General features: G+C 43.3%; 21 protein-coding genes, 2 rRNA genes and 1 pseudogene (1 of these 24 only partly in view). 2 read left to right on the top strand and 22 right to left on the bottom strand.

Translation table 11 applies throughout. The features are described from left to right. Together NSQ12_RS00945 and NSQ12_RS00940 are read right to left on the bottom strand one after the other, a co-directional pair. Positions 1 to 422 (bottom strand): 23S ribosomal RNA (locus NSQ12_RS00945); it reaches 2,506 nt to the left of the window's first position. 170 nt (positions 423 to 592) lie between these two features. Further along, positions 593 to 2,142: ribosomal RNA gene (locus tag NSQ12_RS00940) — 16S ribosomal RNA — on the bottom strand. Together the 16S and 23S rRNA genes form the textbook arrangement of a ribosomal RNA operon. Before the next feature lie 351 nt (positions 2,143 to 2,493). On the opposite strand from NSQ12_RS00940, the gene pdaB reads away from it, so the two are divergent. Beyond that, the gene (gene pdaB / locus NSQ12_RS00935) at positions 2,494 to 3,258 is read left to right on the top strand and encodes a polysaccharide deacetylase family sporulation protein PdaB (RefSeq protein WP_003235130.1); all 765 of its coding nucleotides are present in this window, start codon (positions 2,494 to 2,496) and stop codon (positions 3,256 to 3,258) included. Here pdaB and kbaA read toward each other — a convergent pair whose 3' ends face one another. Next, complete coding sequence (gene kbaA / locus NSQ12_RS00930) at positions 3,259 to 3,855, bottom strand: KinB-signaling pathway activation protein (protein ID WP_004399693.1); 597 nt, start codon at positions 3,853 to 3,855, stop codon at positions 3,259 to 3,261. Between the two features lie 109 nt (positions 3,856 to 3,964). On the opposite strand from kbaA, the gene gerD reads away from it, so the two are divergent. Continuing rightward, a complete protein-coding gene (gerD, locus tag NSQ12_RS00925) occupies positions 3,965 to 4,522 on the top strand; it encodes a spore germination lipoprotein GerD (RefSeq protein ID WP_003235126.1) in 558 nt (185 codons plus the stop codon). A gap of 35 nt (positions 4,523 to 4,557) precedes the next feature. On the opposite strand, the gene salA is transcribed toward gerD, so the two are convergent. From salA to NSQ12_RS00830, 19 genes and pseudogenes are all read right to left on the bottom strand, one after another. Continuing rightward, positions 4,558 to 5,616, bottom strand: coding sequence for an iron-sulfur carrier protein/transcriptional regulator SalA (salA, locus tag NSQ12_RS00920; RefSeq protein ID WP_003235124.1), 1,059 nt, complete (start codon positions 5,614 to 5,616; stop codon positions 4,558 to 4,560). Between the two features lie 95 nt (positions 5,617 to 5,711). Continuing rightward, positions 5,712 to 6,425 (bottom strand): N-acetylmuramoyl-L-alanine amidase CwlD, encoded by a 714-nt coding sequence (gene cwlD / locus NSQ12_RS00915; RefSeq protein ID WP_015252979.1) that lies wholly within the window; start codon positions 6,423 to 6,425, stop codon positions 5,712 to 5,714. 59 nt (positions 6,426 to 6,484) lie between these two features. Continuing rightward, entirely contained in the window at positions 6,485 to 6,928 is a 444-nt protein-coding gene (locus tag NSQ12_RS00910; protein ID WP_003235118.1) for a YbaK family protein, read from the bottom strand. Positions 6,929 to 7,113: 185 nt separating this feature from the next. Next, the gene (locus NSQ12_RS00905) at positions 7,114 to 7,881 is read right to left on the bottom strand and encodes a class I SAM-dependent methyltransferase (protein ID WP_339175668.1); all 768 of its coding nucleotides are present in this window, start codon (positions 7,879 to 7,881) and stop codon (positions 7,114 to 7,116) included. Positions 7,882 to 8,343: 462 nt separating this feature from the next. Continuing rightward, positions 8,344 to 8,736 (bottom strand): 30S ribosomal protein S9, encoded by a 393-nt coding sequence (gene rpsI / locus NSQ12_RS00900; RefSeq protein ID WP_004399691.1) that lies wholly within the window; start codon positions 8,734 to 8,736, stop codon positions 8,344 to 8,346. Between the two features lie 20 nt (positions 8,737 to 8,756). Next, positions 8,757 to 9,194, bottom strand: coding sequence for a 50S ribosomal protein L13 (rplM, locus tag NSQ12_RS00895; RefSeq protein WP_003241966.1), 438 nt, complete (start codon positions 9,192 to 9,194; stop codon positions 8,757 to 8,759). 161 nt (positions 9,195 to 9,355) lie between these two features. After that, the gene (truA, locus tag NSQ12_RS00890; protein WP_004399657.1) at positions 9,356 to 10,099 is read right to left on the bottom strand and encodes a tRNA pseudouridine(38-40) synthase TruA; all 744 of its coding nucleotides are present in this window, start codon (positions 10,097 to 10,099) and stop codon (positions 9,356 to 9,358) included. A gap of 9 nt (positions 10,100 to 10,108) precedes the next feature. After that, a complete protein-coding gene (locus NSQ12_RS00885; RefSeq protein ID WP_029317183.1) occupies positions 10,109 to 10,906 on the bottom strand; it encodes an energy-coupling factor transporter transmembrane protein EcfT in 798 nt (265 codons plus the stop codon). Then, entirely contained in the window at positions 10,903 to 11,772 is an 870-nt protein-coding gene (locus NSQ12_RS00880; RefSeq protein WP_046664349.1) for an energy-coupling factor ABC transporter ATP-binding protein, read from the bottom strand. The genes NSQ12_RS00885 and NSQ12_RS00880 overlap by 4 nt, the downstream gene beginning before the upstream one ends. Continuing rightward, positions 11,748 to 12,593: an energy-coupling factor ABC transporter ATP-binding protein gene (locus tag NSQ12_RS00875; RefSeq protein WP_004399689.1), complete on the bottom strand. Its 846-nt coding sequence runs from the start codon at positions 12,591 to 12,593 to the stop codon at positions 11,748 to 11,750. The genes NSQ12_RS00880 and NSQ12_RS00875 overlap by 25 nt, the downstream gene beginning before the upstream one ends. A gap of 127 nt (positions 12,594 to 12,720) precedes the next feature. Continuing rightward, the gene (gene rplQ / locus NSQ12_RS00870; RefSeq protein ID WP_003225836.1) at positions 12,721 to 13,083 is read right to left on the bottom strand and encodes a 50S ribosomal protein L17; all 363 of its coding nucleotides are present in this window, start codon (positions 13,081 to 13,083) and stop codon (positions 12,721 to 12,723) included. Between the two features lie 77 nt (positions 13,084 to 13,160). Beyond that, a complete protein-coding gene (locus tag NSQ12_RS00865) occupies positions 13,161 to 14,105 on the bottom strand; it encodes a DNA-directed RNA polymerase subunit alpha (protein WP_003225835.1) in 945 nt (314 codons plus the stop codon). Between the two features lie 176 nt (positions 14,106 to 14,281). Then, the gene (gene rpsK / locus NSQ12_RS00860; protein WP_009966385.1) at positions 14,282 to 14,677 is read right to left on the bottom strand and encodes a 30S ribosomal protein S11; all 396 of its coding nucleotides are present in this window, start codon (positions 14,675 to 14,677) and stop codon (positions 14,282 to 14,284) included. 20 nt (positions 14,678 to 14,697) lie between these two features. Continuing rightward, positions 14,698 to 15,063, bottom strand: a complete 366-nt coding sequence (gene rpsM / locus NSQ12_RS00855; RefSeq protein WP_003235095.1) for a 30S ribosomal protein S13 — start codon at positions 15,061 to 15,063, stop codon at positions 14,698 to 14,700. Between the two features lie 22 nt (positions 15,064 to 15,085). Beyond that, positions 15,086 to 15,199 (bottom strand): 50S ribosomal protein L36, encoded by a 114-nt coding sequence (gene rpmJ / locus NSQ12_RS00850; RefSeq protein ID WP_003156543.1) that lies wholly within the window; start codon positions 15,197 to 15,199, stop codon positions 15,086 to 15,088. A 33-nt stretch (positions 15,200 to 15,232) separates the two neighbouring features. After that, positions 15,233 to 15,451, bottom strand: coding sequence for a translation initiation factor IF-1 (infA, locus tag NSQ12_RS00845; RefSeq protein WP_003156508.1), 219 nt, complete (start codon positions 15,449 to 15,451; stop codon positions 15,233 to 15,235). Beyond that, positions 15,429 to 15,697, bottom strand: a pseudogene (locus NSQ12_RS00840) (ribosome-binding protein ybzG). The gene infA and the pseudogene NSQ12_RS00840 overlap by 23 nt, the downstream one beginning before the upstream one ends. Positions 15,698 to 15,762: 65 nt before the next feature. Next, positions 15,763 to 16,509 carry a type I methionyl aminopeptidase gene (map, locus tag NSQ12_RS00835; RefSeq protein WP_003225828.1) on the bottom strand — a complete coding sequence of 249 codons (747 nt, stop codon included), beginning with the start codon at positions 16,507 to 16,509 and terminating at the stop codon, positions 15,763 to 15,765. Further along, a complete protein-coding gene (locus NSQ12_RS00830) occupies positions 16,506 to 17,159 on the bottom strand; it encodes an adenylate kinase (RefSeq protein WP_004399686.1) in 654 nt (217 codons plus the stop codon). Before NSQ12_RS00830 ends, map begins: the two co-directional genes overlap by 4 nt. Positions 17,160 to 17,182 lie beyond the last annotated feature (23 nt).

Here is a 17,182-nt window from a genome sequence, read left to right as displayed (position 1 = left end):
GTACTCAGGATCCACTCAGGAGAGAACGAAGTTTTGACTACAGGGCTGTTACCTCCTATGGCGGGCCTTTCCAGACCTCTTCATCTACCTCGTTCTTTTGTAACTCCGTACAGAGTGTCCTACAACCCCAAGAGGCAAGCCTCTTGGTTTGGGCTAATCCCGTTTCGCTCGCCGCTACTCAGGGAATCGCATTTGCTTTCTCTTCCTCCGGGTACTTAGATGTTTCAGTTCCCCGGGTCTGCCTTCTCATATCCTATGAATTCAGATATGGATACCACTCCATTACGAGTGGTGGGTTTCCCCATTCGGAAATCTCCGGATCAAAGCTTGCTTACAGCTCCCCGAAGCATATCGGTGTTCGTCCCGTCCTTCATCGGCTCCTAGTGCCAAGGCATCCACCGTGCGCCCTTTCTAACTTAACCGTTAAAAAGAATCACTATGTGATATCTTGTGTTACTAATTGAATGTGATGTCTACTGTTATCTAGTTTTCAAAGAACACGTTTCGAAGGAATGATCCTTCAAAACTAAACAAGACAGGGAACGTTCTGTTTATAAGACCCAAGGTCTTATATTCCGTATAATATCCTTAGAAAGGAGGTGATCCAGCCGCACCTTCCGATACGGCTACCTTGTTACGACTTCACCCCAATCATCTGTCCCACCTTCGGCGGCTGGCTCCTAAAAGGTTACCTCACCGACTTCGGGTGTTACAAACTCTCGTGGTGTGACGGGCGGTGTGTACAAGGCCCGGGAACGTATTCACCGCGGCATGCTGATCCGCGATTACTAGCGATTCCAGCTTCACGCAGTCGAGTTGCAGACTGCGATCCGAACTGAGAACAGATTTGTGGGATTGGCTTAACCTCGCGGTTTCGCTGCCCTTTGTTCTGTCCATTGTAGCACGTGTGTAGCCCAGGTCATAAGGGGCATGATGATTTGACGTCATCCCCACCTTCCTCCGGTTTGTCACCGGCAGTCACCTTAGAGTGCCCAACTGAATGCTGGCAACTAAGATCAAGGGTTGCGCTCGTTGCGGGACTTAACCCAACATCTCACGACACGAGCTGACGACAACCATGCACCACCTGTCACTCTGCCCCCGAAGGGGACGTCCTATCTCTAGGATTGTCAGAGGATGTCAAGACCTGGTAAGGTTCTTCGCGTTGCTTCGAATTAAACCACATGCTCCACCGCTTGTGCGGGCCCCCGTCAATTCCTTTGAGTTTCAGTCTTGCGACCGTACTCCCCAGGCGGAGTGCTTAATGCGTTAGCTGCAGCACTAAGGGGCGGAAACCCCCTAACACTTAGCACTCATCGTTTACGGCGTGGACTACCAGGGTATCTAATCCTGTTCGCTCCCCACGCTTTCGCTCCTCAGCGTCAGTTACAGACCAGAGAGTCGCCTTCGCCACTGGTGTTCCTCCACATCTCTACGCATTTCACCGCTACACGTGGAATTCCACTCTCCTCTTCTGCACTCAAGTTCCCCAGTTTCCAATGACCCTCCCCGGTTGAGCCGGGGGCTTTCACATCAGACTTAAGAAACCGCCTGCGAGCCCTTTACGCCCAATAATTCCGGACAACGCTTGCCACCTACGTATTACCGCGGCTGCTGGCACGTAGTTAGCCGTGGCTTTCTGGTTAGGTACCGTCAAGGTACCGCCCTATTCGAACGGTACTTGTTCTTCCCTAACAACAGAGCTTTACGATCCGAAAACCTTCATCACTCACGCGGCGTTGCTCCGTCAGACTTTCGTCCATTGCGGAAGATTCCCTACTGCTGCCTCCCGTAGGAGTCTGGGCCGTGTCTCAGTCCCAGTGTGGCCGATCACCCTCTCAGGTCGGCTACGCATCGTCGCCTTGGTGAGCCGTTACCTCACCAACTAGCTAATGCGCCGCGGGTCCATCTGTAAGTGGTAGCCGAAGCCACCTTTTATGTTTGAACCATGCGGTTCAAACAACCATCCGGTATTAGCCCCGGTTTCCCGGAGTTATCCCAGTCTTACAGGCAGGTTACCCACGTGTTACTCACCCGTCCGCCGCTAACATCAGGGAGCAAGCTCCCATCTGTCCGCTCGACTTGCATGTATTAGGCACGCCGCCAGCGTTCGTCCTGAGCCAGGATCAAACTCTCCGATAAAGTAGTTTGACTGACTACGCACATCGCTGTGCGATTTTTAAAAACTGACTTAACAGGTACGTTTTGTCTTGTTTAGTTTTCAAAGATCATTACTGCCGCTTAACGAAGTAGCTTTATTACTATAACATTTAGCTTCTTTTAAGTCAACAACTTTTTTCAAAGTATTTAATGAAGCTTTTAGTTGATGTCAGCTGTTTATCAGCGACGAATAATAATATATCACGGATATTATCAAAAGGTCAACACCCAATTTAGGCTGTATGTGAAGAGACATTTTATCGGTTATATTCAATTGTCCATGCTCATAAGATGTAAAACAAGAATGATGGACAAGATAAGGAGGCATCATCAGTGAATCACTTCTATGTGTGGCACATTAAACGGGTAAAACAATTAATTATTATACTTATCGCCGCATTTGCAGCTGCCAGCTTTTTTTATATCCAAAGAGCTGTCCCGCTTCCCGTGTTTTCAACTGACACCGGACCTAAAGCCATTTATAAAGGAGAAACAGACTCTAAAGATATTTCACTTACTTTCGATATCAGCTGGGGTGATGAGAGAGCAGAACCGATACTTAATACTCTGAAAGCAAACGGGATTAAAAACGCAACGTTTTTCCTGTCCGCTTCTTGGGCAGAACGCCATCCCGACACAGTGGCCCGTATCGTAAAGGATGGACATCAAATTGGGAGCATGGGCTACGCTTATAAAAACTATGCCAATTTAGAGAGCAGCGAAATAAAAAAGGACATGAACCGTGCGCAAACAGCCTTTGAAAAGTTAGGGGTCAAAGACATACAGCTATTAAGACCCCCTACCGGCCAATTCAATAAGAATGTTCTAAAGGTCGCAAAGCAATACAATTATACAGTCGTTCATTACAGTGTGAACTCGCAAGACTGGACAAATCCTGGAGTTGAAAAAATCATCGACAATGTGACCAAGCAAGTTTCCGGTGGAGACATTATTCTTTTACATGCCTCCGATTCGGCAAAACAAACAGAAGAAGCATTGCCTGATATCATCCATCAGCTGAAAGAAAAAGGATTAAAAAATGTAACCGTGGGTGATCTCATCGCAAATTCTGATGCCAAATCCGCAGAGGTAAAGTAATTACTTTGCTGCAAACTTCGGCAGCATCAGCAATTGGAAGGCATTACATGCCATTAACGGAAAAAGCATTAAATAAAGCCAGTCCTCATCATTTACTCTTAATGCAGGGAACCATTCTAATGCGGTAATCACAACCATCAAAAATAACGATGACACAAATGTTTTCTTAGAGGACTGCTTTTGCTTTATATAAGCTGTAATCACTCCAAAGATCAATAAAAACACCGGTAACCACGCATAGCCAGCCAGCGATTCTCCGCTCTCTCCAAAAAATAAAAAACGCACGTACATTAAATCAAAAGCAACAAACAGGATGAAAAACAACTGCAGCAAATTCCACAAAGAGGAGGACCTTAATATCTCAAGCGCAAACCGATGAACTGTTAAAAACACGAAAAAACCCATTTGGCTGATCACACTGAAAATCATGCCTACACCGATAAACCAAAATAAAACAGAGAAAATCTGCCCCGCTTCAAATGTAAGAAACAGCCCTCTATATTCTCCCCATTTTAAAGCAAAACCCACAATACTCGTGATAAGCGCTCCGACAGCTAAAATAGAAAAGAAAAAACGAACTAAACCACGGCTTTTCATTTCTTTATTCATCCCCTCAAAAATCGCGAACAGCGATATTTTGTTATGTATAATTCCAAACAGATGAATCATATTAAAGGTAAGACAAGTATGTGAAAGGAGCTTAAGCATGTCAAAAGCCAAAACGCTATTGATGAGCTGTTTTTTGTTATTATCTGTAACAGCTTGCGCTCCAAAAGACCAAGCAGCGGATATGGACTATGATCAGACCAAAAAAATGGTTGTTGATATATTAAAAACTGATGATGGAAAGAAAGCTATTAAGGAATTATTAAATGATGATGCCATGAATGAAGCGCTGGTGATTGACCAAGATGCAATTAAAGGAACAATAGAAAAAACACTCACATCTAAAAAAGGTGAAGAATTTTGGAAAAACATCTTTGAAGACACTGATTTTGCTGAGGGCTTTGCCAAAACTCTTCAGACAGAGCATGAAAAAGTGATTAAAAAGCTGATGAAGGATCCAGATTACCAGAAGATGCTGATGAGCGTTATGCAGGATCCCGGCATGGATAAAAAGTACAGCCAGCTGGCAAAAAGCCAAGAATTCCGCAGTTATTTAGAAGAGGTTATCAACGAAACACTTTCTAGTCCGCTTTACAAAAAGCAGTTCGAAGATGAGCTGAAAAAAGCAGCAAAAGACACAGCCAAAGAAAGTGAATAAAGGGAAAGCCGGGATCTGGAATCCCGGTTCACCTTTTATACCTGCACTGACATTTTTGCATCTATTTTTTTTGCGATGTCCTGATATATTTCTCCGATTGGATGATTTTCGTCATAAACAGACGGAGCAAATTGGTCCTTATCCCAATCGGGCTGTTTCAATGGGATTCTGCCGAGCAAAGGCACGTTTAGTTCCTCAGCCAGTTTATCTCCTCCGCCTTTTCCAAACACATATTCTCTTTCCCCTGTCTTTGCACTTTCATAATAAGCCATGTTCTCTATGACACCCACGACCTCATGATCGGTTTTAATCGCCATAGAGCCCGCTCTGGCCGCGACAAAAGCAGCTGTCGGATGCGGCGTAGATACGATGATTTCTTTGCAGCTCGGAAGCATTGTATGTACATCGAGAGCAACGTCCCCTGTACCAGGCGGAAGATCAAGAACGATATAGTCTACTTCTCCCCACTCTACTTCATGGAAAAAGTTATTCAGCATTTTGCCGAGCATCGGCCCTCTCCATACGACCGGGGCATTTTCTTCTACGAAAAAGCCCATTGACATGACCTTTACTCCAAAGCGTTCAACAGGAAGAAGTTTCTCTCCTTCAATTGTTGGACGCACAGTGATACCCATCATATCCGGTACACTGAAGCCATAAATATCCGCATCAATTAAACCAACCTTTTTCCCTAGACGAGCCAGAGAAATAGCTAGGTTTACTGACACAGTTGACTTGCCTACGCCGCCTTTTCCACTTGCTACAGCAAGAAAGACTGGCGGGTTATCCATATTTAATAATGTTTTTTTCTCAGCTGACGGCGCCCGGAATTTAGCAACCGTTTCTTCAGGCAGCTCTTCAAATCGAAGGCCGACTGTCTCAGCTCCTGCCCCTTTTAATACGTTTACGATCTCTTGCTGAATCTGCATTTGTTCTGCAGTTCCTGTTTTTGCAAGAGCGACTTTTACACTGATATGCCGTTTTTCAGGCTTTATTTTAATTTCCTTAACGGCATCCAATTCTCCCAGAGGTCTTTGAAGAAAAGGTTCGCGCATTTCTCCGACTAGTTTTCTTACTTCATCTTCTCTTATCATCGAACTTCACCCTTTTGTGTATTCGTTTACAATTATTATTATATCATACATAAATGGCGGGTGTCTTATGCTTAGAACCACAAGAAAACCCTCCATTACTCCGGAGGGTCTCCTTTTTCTGTGAAATATCGCAAAATGCCTTTATATATGGAAGATGCCACCTTGTCTTGATATTTCGGTTTACCGAGCAGCGTTGCTTCGTTTGGATTGGATAAAAATCCGACTTCTATAAGCGCCCCCGGTTTGGTGACGTTTTGCATTAAGTAGATACCATGAATCCGCTTTGCTTTCCGGGTTGTGTTTTCCAGATTTCTTCTCAGCTCATCCTGGATGTATTTTGCGACTTTCTCATTTTCCGCATATTTCCCGTAATAAAAGCTTTGGGCTCCGCTCCATTTTTGTGACGGAATCGCATTAAGATGAATGCTGATATAGAGCTCCGCCTCTGAATGGTTTATTAATTTGACTCGTTGTCTTAGATCCTCAGCTTTTCGTCGACTATAGCCTTTTGTTCCTTCTGGAGCGAGATCAGTATCACTTTCTCTGGTCATGATAACAAGCGCTCCTTGTTCTTGAAGATAATCCCTGACTCTAAAGGCCACTTCCAGGGTAACATCCTTCTCTAACAGCTTTCCGCCGACTGCTCCGCCGTCAGGCCCGCCATGACCTGGATCTAGATAAATGATTTTACCGCTCAAGGGCAGGCTCCACGGCTTCCAAGAGTCGTTATTGCTGAACTGATATTTGAACAGAAATAGTAATACGATGAAGCCTAGCAAAAAACTGAGCCATTTAAGCTTTTTCCTCATCCCTTCCCCTCCCGCTTGTCCGTTATTACATAACTATGGGACAGGGCCGGGAAATATGATTACCGCATGCGAAGCTTACACTGTTTTTCTCTTTGAACAAACCCCGCTGTCCACCAATCTTTAATGAACTTGCGTGCCGCTTCATAAACCGTGTTTTTATCAAATGTTGCGTATTGCTCGTGTATCCAATTATAGAGATAATCAAAAAACTCCATACGAAGCTCTTCTTCTTCTCTTGCAGAGCGTGCACTGATACTCTGCATGGATTCTCCGTAATAGCCGAATATCCCAAAACGCCCGCCTAACAAATAGGCTTCTATAGCAAAATCAATACAGCCTTCGGTAATAATATCTCGCTCATCATGTAAAAATGGAAACAATGGTTCCAAACAATCCTTAACAGACTGGATAATTTGTCTCAGAGAGAGTTCTTTGAGCAAGTTCTTTTCTAATTCAAAATCCTTTTGGCGTTTCACATCCATAAAAGACAGTACTTCTGCCATATAAATTCACTCTCCTTTTACCGATTATTTTGAGGTTTGGATGATGAAACAATGCCCGAATTCGGTTGGAAATTCGCCCAAATGAAGGTGTAAAATCGATAAAAAATCAGCTTTCCGCAGGGTGCGGAACAAACGTTCTGTAATTGGTTATGAAAAAAGCAGCCCCTCTAACAGGTCGCTGCTTTTCATACTTTCACGCTTCTTGTTGCAGAATATGTATGGATATATTGGTCTAATACAAACCCGCCTTTATCTTCATAAAAACCAGTAACGATAAAACCGGCATCAATCTGGCCTTTGATTTGGTCTTCTAAGGAATGGCCGAATTCCAGAGCCTCATTATTTTCGATCAGTTTTTTCACTTTATGTTTCGGAAGATCTTCTGGGTCAGCGTATGGAATGGAGTGTTTTACTTTTAAAACACCTTGCTGTTCTAATTCTGTATCAAACAGAAATACAACAGGATTGACAAAACCCGAGATTAGAATGCCGTTCCTTTTCAACACACGGTACGCTTCCTTCCATACCGGGAGGACATTCTCAACAAAAACATTGGCAACAGGATGTACAATGACATCAAATGATTCATCATTAAATACACTTAAATCGTCCATGCTTCCTTTGACAGTGTGTATCGTGAGACCATCTCGCTCAGCAATCATTTTATCCTGATTCAGCTGTTTTTCTGAGTTATCTAATACGGTGACATCCGCGCCTGCGGCTGCCAAAACTGGACCCTGCTGGCCGCCGCCTGATGCTAAACAGAGTACTTTCAGACCTTTGATAGGCTGAAACCAATCCTTCGGTACATCTTTCATTGGTGTTACCCTTATATCCCAATTGCCTTTTTTTGCTTGTTCGATAACCTGCTGTTCAACAGCAACAGTCCATTCATTGCCTGTTTCTACTTTTTTATCCCAAGCTTTACTATTATGAGCTACTAACGCATTCATGAATCTTCTCCTTACTTTAATGTATAGAGTATAACAAATATTTCTAGATTGATATCGCTTTCCCTTTGCATATTTAGAAAAAAGTTCATAAAAACGCAAAAAAATCACAAAGGAGATATGTGATTTATATCATCAGATTTACTTTTACTTCGTTACATAAAGCCATTAGCAATGAGAGCTATTGTTTCTCCGGGTTAAGAATCAGCAGTGAACTTTAACGGATGAGATACAGTGGTTAGATGGAGCTGGGCTGATCACATAACGATAATAAACATTGACCGAACTTCCAATTGAATAAGAATGAAAGCTATCATGATTATTACAGTCAGACTGTTTATAAACAAACAATTTGCTTAACCCCGTCAAGCGTCCATTCAGTGTTATTTTTATGCGAAGCTGCCACGTTTTATTGAAAGAAAAAAGCTCCCAACCCAAGGTCGAGAGCTTTTTGAAAACGTAAAATTAACGTTTTGAGAACTGAGGTGCACGACGAGCGCCTTTAAGACCGTATTTTTTACGTTCTTTCATACGAGCGTCACGAGTCAGAAGACCTGCACGTTTAAGAGTTGTACGGTATTCTGGATCTGCTTCAAGCAAAGCACGAGCGATACCGTGACGGATTGCTCCAGCTTGACCAGATAGGCCGCCTCCATGTACGTTTACTAAAACATCATAAGTGCCAGCTGTTTCAGTCAAAGTTAATGGTTGTTTGATATCTTCGATTAAAGCTGCAGATGGGATATGTTCGCTGATTTCACGATTATTAACGACGATACGGCCTTCTCCTGGAACTAAACGCACACGCGCTACAGAGCTTTTACGACGGCCAGTACCGTAATATTGAACCTGTGCCAAATTGGTAACCTCCTTTTTAATTAACCGCGAAGTTCGTAAACTTCAGGTTTTTGTGCTTCGTGTGGATGCTCAGAACCACGGTATACGTTCAATTTTTTGAACATTTGACGACCTAGAGAACCTTTTGGAAGCATGCCTTTGATAGCAAGCTCAAGCATTTTCTCAGGGTAGTTTGTACGCATTTCAAGAGCAGTTCTTGATTTTAATCCGCCTGGATGTTGAGTGTGACGGTAGTAGATTTTGTCAGTTAACTTTTTACCAGTTAACTCGATTTTTTCAGCGTTGATGATGATCACATGATCTCCAGTATCAACGTGTGGTGTGTAAGTTGGTTTGTGTTTTCCGCGAAGGATAGCTGCAACTTCTGAAGAAAGACGACCTAAAGTCTTGCCAGCAGCATCAACAACTAACCACTTGCGTTCAATAGTACTTGCGTTAGCCATAGGTGTTGTACGCATTGAATTTCCCTCCTAAATGATCTGTCATTTTCAATAAACTTCGATTACGTTCTATTTCACAACACAATAAGTTCCGGGGCTTATCGTGGGGTTGAAATACATACCATATGATATCTTATAACTTTATGCAGACTCTGTCAAGAAAATATTATACACCTGGTTTAGTTGTCATAGTAAACGTTCCATAAATATAGCCCGTGCCCCGGCGCTGTGCGCCCTGCCGCTTCGCGATCCTTCGCTTCCAGCATGGATTTCACCTCATCGGGAGAAATTTTTCCAATACCTGCATCAAGCAAAGTACCCGCAATAATTCTGACCATATTATATAAGAAACCGCTGCCTGTGATCCGCATTTGCAGGCCGTCAGCCGTCTCAGTCCAATCAAGTTCGTAAATCGTTCTTACCTTGTCCTGCACTTCTGTTTTAGCCGCGCAAAAGCTCGTAAAATCATGTGTCCCTATAAGATGCTTTGCCGCTTCTCTCATGTCCTGCACATTAAGGCGATATGAAAAATGGTAAGCGTAATGCCGTTTAAATACGTCCGGGTGTTTCTCCGTGTATACAAAGTAGCGATATTCTTTTTTGACTGCGCTAAATCGTGCATGGAACCCATCATCCGCAATTTCTGCCTGTTTGACTGCGATATCGTCCGGAAGCAGTGCATTTAAGGCATATGGCCATCTCTCAGCCGGGATAGACAGTGGAGTGTCAAAATGAATCACCTGTCCGGCTGCGTGAACCCCGCTGTCTGTTCTTCCAGACGAAACGACCGGAATTCTGTCTTTTGACTTATGCAGGACAGCCAAAGCCTTCTCCAGTTCATCCTGAACCGTTCTTTTGCCCGGCTGAACCTGATAACCGTTAAACAAATGTCCGTCATAAGAAATCGTGCATTTCAGTCTCATACAGCACCTCTAAGCCCTTAAGAAAAATAACAAAGCAGCTAATACAATTAAGCTGACAATGACAGAAGTGTCTTTTCCTGTCCATACAAGCTTTCTATATTTCGTACGTCCTTCTCCGCCTTGATAGCCTCTTGCTTCCATTGCCACCGCAAGCTCTTCGGCGCGTTTAAATGCGCTGACGAAGAGCGGGACAAGAAGCGGGACAATAGCCTTCACTCTATCTTTGACAGGCCCGCTTGTAAAATCAACGCCTCGCGCCATCTGAGCCTTCATGATCTTATCTGTCTCCTCCATCAGTGTCGGAATAAACCGTAAAGAAATTGACATCATAAGAGCCAGCTCATGAACAGGAAGCTTTAATTTTTTCAATGGGTTCAGCAGCTGTTCCATTCCATCGGTAATCTCAATCGGTGTGGTCGTAAGCGTTAATAAGGTTGTGATTAAAATCAAATAGACGAATCTAAGAGAAATGAATATCCCCTGAACCAGACCGCCCTCATAGACTTTGAAAAAACCTATTTGAAAGATAATCGGTCCTTCATGTGTCATAAGGATGTGAAGAAGGAACGTAAAAAGGACAATCCAGATGATTGGCTTCAGCCCTTTCATTAAAAAAGAGAAAGGAACTCTTGTTAAAGAAACGACGCCAATTGTAAATAAACCAAGCAACGCATATGTCTGAACATTATTGGCTAAGAATACAATGCAGACAAATAAAAAGATCGTGATCAGTTTTGTTCTGGGGTCAAGCCGGTGCACAAGTGAAGTCCCCGGTACATACTTGCCGATAATCATGCTGTCCATCATAAAGTCTTCTCCCCCTGAAAAAGAGCACGGATTTCAGCAGCGGCATCTTCGATTGTGAGCATAGGCTCATTAAATCTCACACCCAGTACAGCTTCAAGGTGTCTTTGGAATTTTATTGTTTCAGGAAGATCCAGCCCCCAGCCGGCCATCTCTTCACCCTTTAAAAACAGATCACGCGGACTGCCTGATGCTTGTATCGTTCCTTTATGCATAACAATCATTTCATCAGCGTATGCAGCTGCATCCTCCATGCTGTGTGTCACAAGGATCGTCGTCAGGTTCCCACGTTGATGAAGCTCATAAAACATGTCCATAATCTCTTTTCGCCCTCTTGGGTCCAATCCTGCAGTCGGTTCATCCAGAACAAGCACTTCAGGGTCCATTGCAAGTACGCCGGCAATTGCAACTCTGCGCATTTGTCCCCCGCTTAATTCAAAGGGTGACCTGTCCAAAAGCTCTTCTGATAAACCTACAAGCTGCAGCATCTCTCTCGCTTTTTGTTCAGCATCTTCTTTTTTAACACCAAAGTTCATCGGTCCGAATGAAATATCTTTAAGAACTGTTTCTTCGAATAATTGATGCTCAGGAAATTGGAAAACGATTCCGACTTTTTTACGAAGTTTTTTCAGTTCTTTATTCTTTTTCCCTGCCTGAATGACAGTGCTGCCTAGTGATATCTGTCCCTTCGTCGGCTTCAGGAGACCATTTAGGTGCTGAAGAAGAGTGGACTTACCAGAGCCTGTATGCCCGATAACGGCTACGTAGCTTCCTTCTTTAATCGATGCATTGATATCATACAGTGCTAGGCGCTCAAACGGCGTCTTCATCTGATAACGATGCTCTACATCTTTGATTGTAATGTCCACAGCTCTTTCACCAGCCCTTCCTGAGTCAAATGGTTTTCTTCCAAAGCCAGTCCATTTTCTCTTAAAAGCTGGCTAAGCTGGAATGAGAAGGGTAAATCAAGCCCAATTCGAACAAGTTCTTTATTCAATTTAAAAATCTCTTCAGGCGGCCCTTCAGCATATTTTTTACCGCCATTCATGACAATGATCCTGTCTGCTTTTGCTGCCTCATTCAGGTCATGTGTAATGGATATGACAGTCGCCATGCCCTGCTCTTTTAAATGTCTTACCGTTTCAAGCACCTCTTCTCGCCCGATCGGATCAAGCATGGATGTTGCTTCATCTAAGATAATAATATCAGGACGTGCGGCAATAACCCCCGCAATCGCAACTCTCTGCTTTTGGCCTCCGGAGAGATGGTGCGGCTCTTGATCGAGAAAATCTTGCATATTCACCTGTTTTACTGCCCAGTCTACTCTCTCAATCATTTCTTCCCGCGGTACACCATTGTTTTCTAAACCAAAAGCCACATCATCGCGAACAGTCGTTCCGACAAATTGGTTATCCGGATTTTGAAAGACCATACCTATCTTCTTACGCACTTCCCAAACAGATTCCTCTGTCAATTGAATCCCGGCAACCTCAATGTCGCCTGATTCAGGAAGAATTAAACCATTCAATGCCCGGGCCAGTGTTGATTTCCCTGAACCGTTATGACCTACGATTGCAAGCCATTCACCCTCATACACCTGCAGGGAGACGCCGTCTAGTGCTCGTCTTTCTGCGTCCTTCCGATATCGAAATACGATATCCTCTACCGATATCAACTGATTTTGATTCATGGAAAACCGGCCTCCTCTCAGCTAATGCTCTGCTTTTCTCTCTATTAAAAGTTGCAGTATCTAAAAAAAGGGCATAGATCCAGTTAGAAACTGTCCCGCCCTTCTTTAGATACACAAAAATATGTGATTAAACCAATTCGATAATTGCCATTGGTGCTCCGTCACCACGGCGAGGACCAAGCTTCATAATACGTGTGTATCCACCTTGGCGCTCCTCGTAACGAGTTGCAATGTCAGAGAATAATTTTTGAAGTGCATCTTGATTATTTTCTTCGTTTGCAACCTCGTTGCGGATGTATGCAGCAGCTTGACGGCGAGCGTGAAGATCACCGCGTTTGCCAAGCGTGATCATTTTTTCAACTACAGAGCGAAGTTCTTTCGCACGTGTTTCAGTTGTTTCGATTCTTTCGTTGATGATCAAATCAGTTGTAAGATCACGAAGCATAGCTTTACGCTGTGCACTCGTACGTCCTAGTTTTCTGTATGACATGTGATGTCCCCTCCTTTATTGGAATGCTGTTTCTGAATAATAAACACACGAAAATCCTAGTTCACAAGGGAAACTAGTCAATCGTCTTTGCGAAGTCCGAGTCCAAGTTCTTCTAGTTTCGCTTTCACTTCTTCAAGTGATTTGCGTCCTAGATTTCGAACTTTCATCATATCTTCTTCCGTCTTGTTCGCAAGCTCTTGAACCGTGTTAATACCCGCACGCTTTAAGCAGTTGTAAGAACGAACAGAAAGATCCAATTCTTCAATTGTCATTTCAAGAACTTTCTCTTTTTGATCTTCTTCTTTTTCAACCATGATTTCAGCATGTTGAGCTTCGTCAGTTAAACCAACGAATATATTAAGGTGTTCAGTTAAAATCTTTGAACCAAGCGCAATTGCTTCTTTCGGTCCAGTGCTTCCATCAGTCCAAACATCAAGTGTAAGTTTATCATAGTTTGCAACTTGGCCTACACGAGTGTTCTCTACCTGATAAGATACACGAGAAACTGGCGTATAGATAGAATCGATCGGAATCACGCCGATTGGCTGATCGTCTCTCTTGTTTGCGTCAGCAGGCGTATACCCACGTCCTCTTTGAGCAGTAAGGCGAACTCGGAAACTCGCATTCTCACCAAGAGTCGCGATATGAAGATCAGGATTTAAGATCTCTACATCACTATCGTGTGTAATATCAGCTGCCGTTACAGTTCCTTCACCCTGTACATCAATTTCTAGCGTCTTCTCTTCATCAGAGTAGATTTTCAATGCAAGCTTTTTAATGTGTAAGATAATCGTTGTAACATCTTCCACAACGCCTTCAATTGTCGAGAATTCGTGCAGTACACCATCTATCTGGATTGATGTTACAGCGGCACCAGGGAGTGAGGATAAGAGGATACGACGTAAGGAGTTACCCAGAGTTGTACCATATCCACGCTCAAGTGGCTCTACGACAAACTTACCAAATTTGGCATCGTCGCTGATTTCAACCGTTTCGATTTTTGGTTTTTCAATCTCGATCATTACTTAAAACCCTCCTTCAAAACGTCGAAACCTCGAATAGAATCATATGAGATTCCATCCGAAATTCCCCATTGTTTAGTCCCGTATGTGCTCAGGCAACGAGTCGGTGCATTCGTTTCATAAATAACTGTATCATAACCCATTATTGACAGGGACACAAAATCTATACAAACAAATTACACGCGGCGACGTTTTGGTGGACGGCATCCGTTATGAGGAACAGGAGTTACGTCTCTGATAGCAGTGACTTCTAGTCCAGCAGCTTGAAGTGCACGGATTGCAGCTTCACGGCCTGAACCAGGTCCTTTAACAGTAACCTCTAGAGTTTTAAGACCATGTTCGATTGAACCTTTAGCAGCTGTTTCTGCAGCCATTTGCGCAGCAAAAGGAGTAGATTTACGAGAACCTCTGAATCCTAAAGCTCCGGCACTAGACCAAGAAATAGCATTACCATGAGTGTCAGTGATCGTAACGATCGTGTTATTGAAAGTTGAACGAATATGAGCAATTCCAGACTCAATATTCTTTTTCACGCGACGTTTACGCGTGTTAGATTTACGAGCAGCAGCCATTGTTTAAGAACCTCCCTTACTTATTTTTTCTTGTTAGCTACAGTACGACGCGGACCTTTACGAGTACGCGCATTGTTTTTAGAGTTTTGTCCGCGAACAGGTAATCCTCTGCGATGACGGATTCCGCGGTAGCTTCCGATTTCGATCAGACGTTTGATATTAAGAGAAACTTCACGGCGAAGGTCACCTTCTACTTTCAGTTTGTCAATAATATCACGGATTTTACCAAGTTCTTCTTCAGTAAGATCGCGCACACGAGTATCTTCTGAAACTCCAGCTTCTTTTAAAACTTGCTGAGCCGTTGTGCGGCCAATTCCGAAGATGTATGTTAAAGAAATAACAACACGTTTGTCACGTGGGATATCTACACCAGCAATACGAGCCATTCTCTGGGCACCTCCTTATAAATTATCCTTGTTTTTGTTTATGCTTTGGATTTTCACAGATCACCATTACTTTTCCTTTTCTGCGAATAACTTTACATTTTTCGCAGATTGGTTTAACTGATGGTCTCACTTTCATGTGTTTCCAACCTCCTTCAGTTTCCGGAGTGCTTTATTTGTAACGGTACGTAATCCTGCCACGAGTTAAGTCATATGGAGATAATTCTACCGTAACTTTGTCTCCAGGTAAAATGCGAATGAAGTGCATGCGGATTTTACCAGATACATGAGCCAAAACAGTGTGGCCATTTTCAAGTTCAACTTTGAACATCGCGTTTGGCAGTGTTTCGACTATAGTACCTTCCACTTCAATTACATCGTCTTTCGCCATTCAAGTGTTCTCCCTTCTTCAAATCAGTAACTTGCTTTCTGACAAATTTCAAAAGAAGTTTGTCACACGCCCTGTTTCGTTTATACTGTTCTGAACTTCCGGAGATACGCAATCATAAAGGGTTAAATGATTGATATTCTTTTTCTTAGGAGAATGAAATGTACGCTTTTCTCCGTCTGCTGTTAGTACATTGATGATGGTTAAAATTCCAACGACAAGCAGCAAGATGAATTCGGTCTTGCCAATGTTCACCCAAGCTTTCTGCCCTATCAAGCTTGAAAAACATCTGTCTTCGGAATTATTTTCATCATCTAGACTCTCGTCAGTATATCAAAACCCGTTTCCGTAATCGCAATCGTATGTTCAAAATGAGCACACTTTTTCCCATCTACCGTTACAACCGTCCAGTTATCAGCCAATGTTTTCACGTAGCGGCTGCCAGCGTTCACCATAGGTTCAATAGCGAGAACCATGCCAGGTTTAAGCCGTGGTCCTTTGTTGGGCGGACCGTAATGAGGAATTTGCGGGTCCTCATGCAAGTCTTGACCAACACCATGTCCGACATACTCCCTAACAACTGAAAACTGCTCATTTTCGACATACGTTTGTATTGCGTGGGAAATATTCGACAAACGTTCACCTGGTTTTGCTTCCTGCAAGCCTTTATATAAAGACTCCTCTGTCACTTCCAGAAGTTTTTTGTCATCATCGCTGATGTTTCCTACCGGATATGTCCATGCAGAGTCACCATGATAACCATTTAATTTAGCACCGATATCAATACTGATGATGTCACCGTCCTTCAGCACCCTGCTGCCAGGTATGCCGTGAACGAGTTCTTCATTAACTGATACGCAAATGCTCCCGCGAAACCCATTATACCCCTTAAAAGATGGGATTGCACCCTGCTTCTTAATAAAACGTTCGGCAATTTGATCCAATTCTTTTGTCGAGATTCCTGGTTTAATGTGCTTTTTTAACTCTTCATGAGTTAAAGCCACGATTCGCCCTGCTTCCCGCATGATACCAAGTTCACGTGGGGTTTTACAGATAATCATTTTTTTAATCCTCCAAGAAGATCCTTCACATCTGCATAAACGTCTTGAATGTCCTGCTGGCCATTCACGTTTGCAAGATAACCTTTCTCTGAATAGAAATCGAGTAAAGGCTGAGTTTGCTTCATGTTTACCTCAAGCCGTTTAGAGACTGTTTCCTCATTATCATCTGCCCGTTGATAGAGTTCGCCTCCGTCTTTATCACAAATACCCGGCGTTTTCGGCGGATTAAAGACTAAATGATAGGTTGTGCCGCAAACACTGCAAATTCTGCGTCCAGTCAGACGTTCCATCAGAACATCTTTGTCGACTTCAATGTTAATGACATAATCAATCGGCTTGCCGTATTCCTCAAGAATTTCTTCAAGAGCTTCGGCTTGAGCGACTGTTCGCGGAAATCCGTCCAGAAGAAAACCTCTTTCACAATCATCTTTGCCAAGTCTCTCTTTTACAATTCCGATTGTGACTTCGTCAGGTACGAGCTCTCCCTTATCAATATAAGATTTTGCTTCGAGTCCGAGTGGTGTTTCTTCTTTCATAGCAGCACGGAACATATCTCCTGTTGAGATATGAGGAATCCCATAATCCTCAACAATTCGTTCGCCCTGTGTGCCTTTACCGGCACCAGGAAGCCCCATTAAGACTAAGTTCATTCGGATTTCCCCCGTCCTCTCTT

Source organism: Bacillus sp. PS95 (assembly GCF_037963565.1).
Classification (GTDB): Bacteria; Bacillota; Bacilli; order Bacillales; family Bacillaceae; genus Bacillus; species Bacillus subtilis.
Note: the sequence above shows the minus strand (reverse complement) of the source record. Positions and strands in the feature narration are given on the sequence as shown.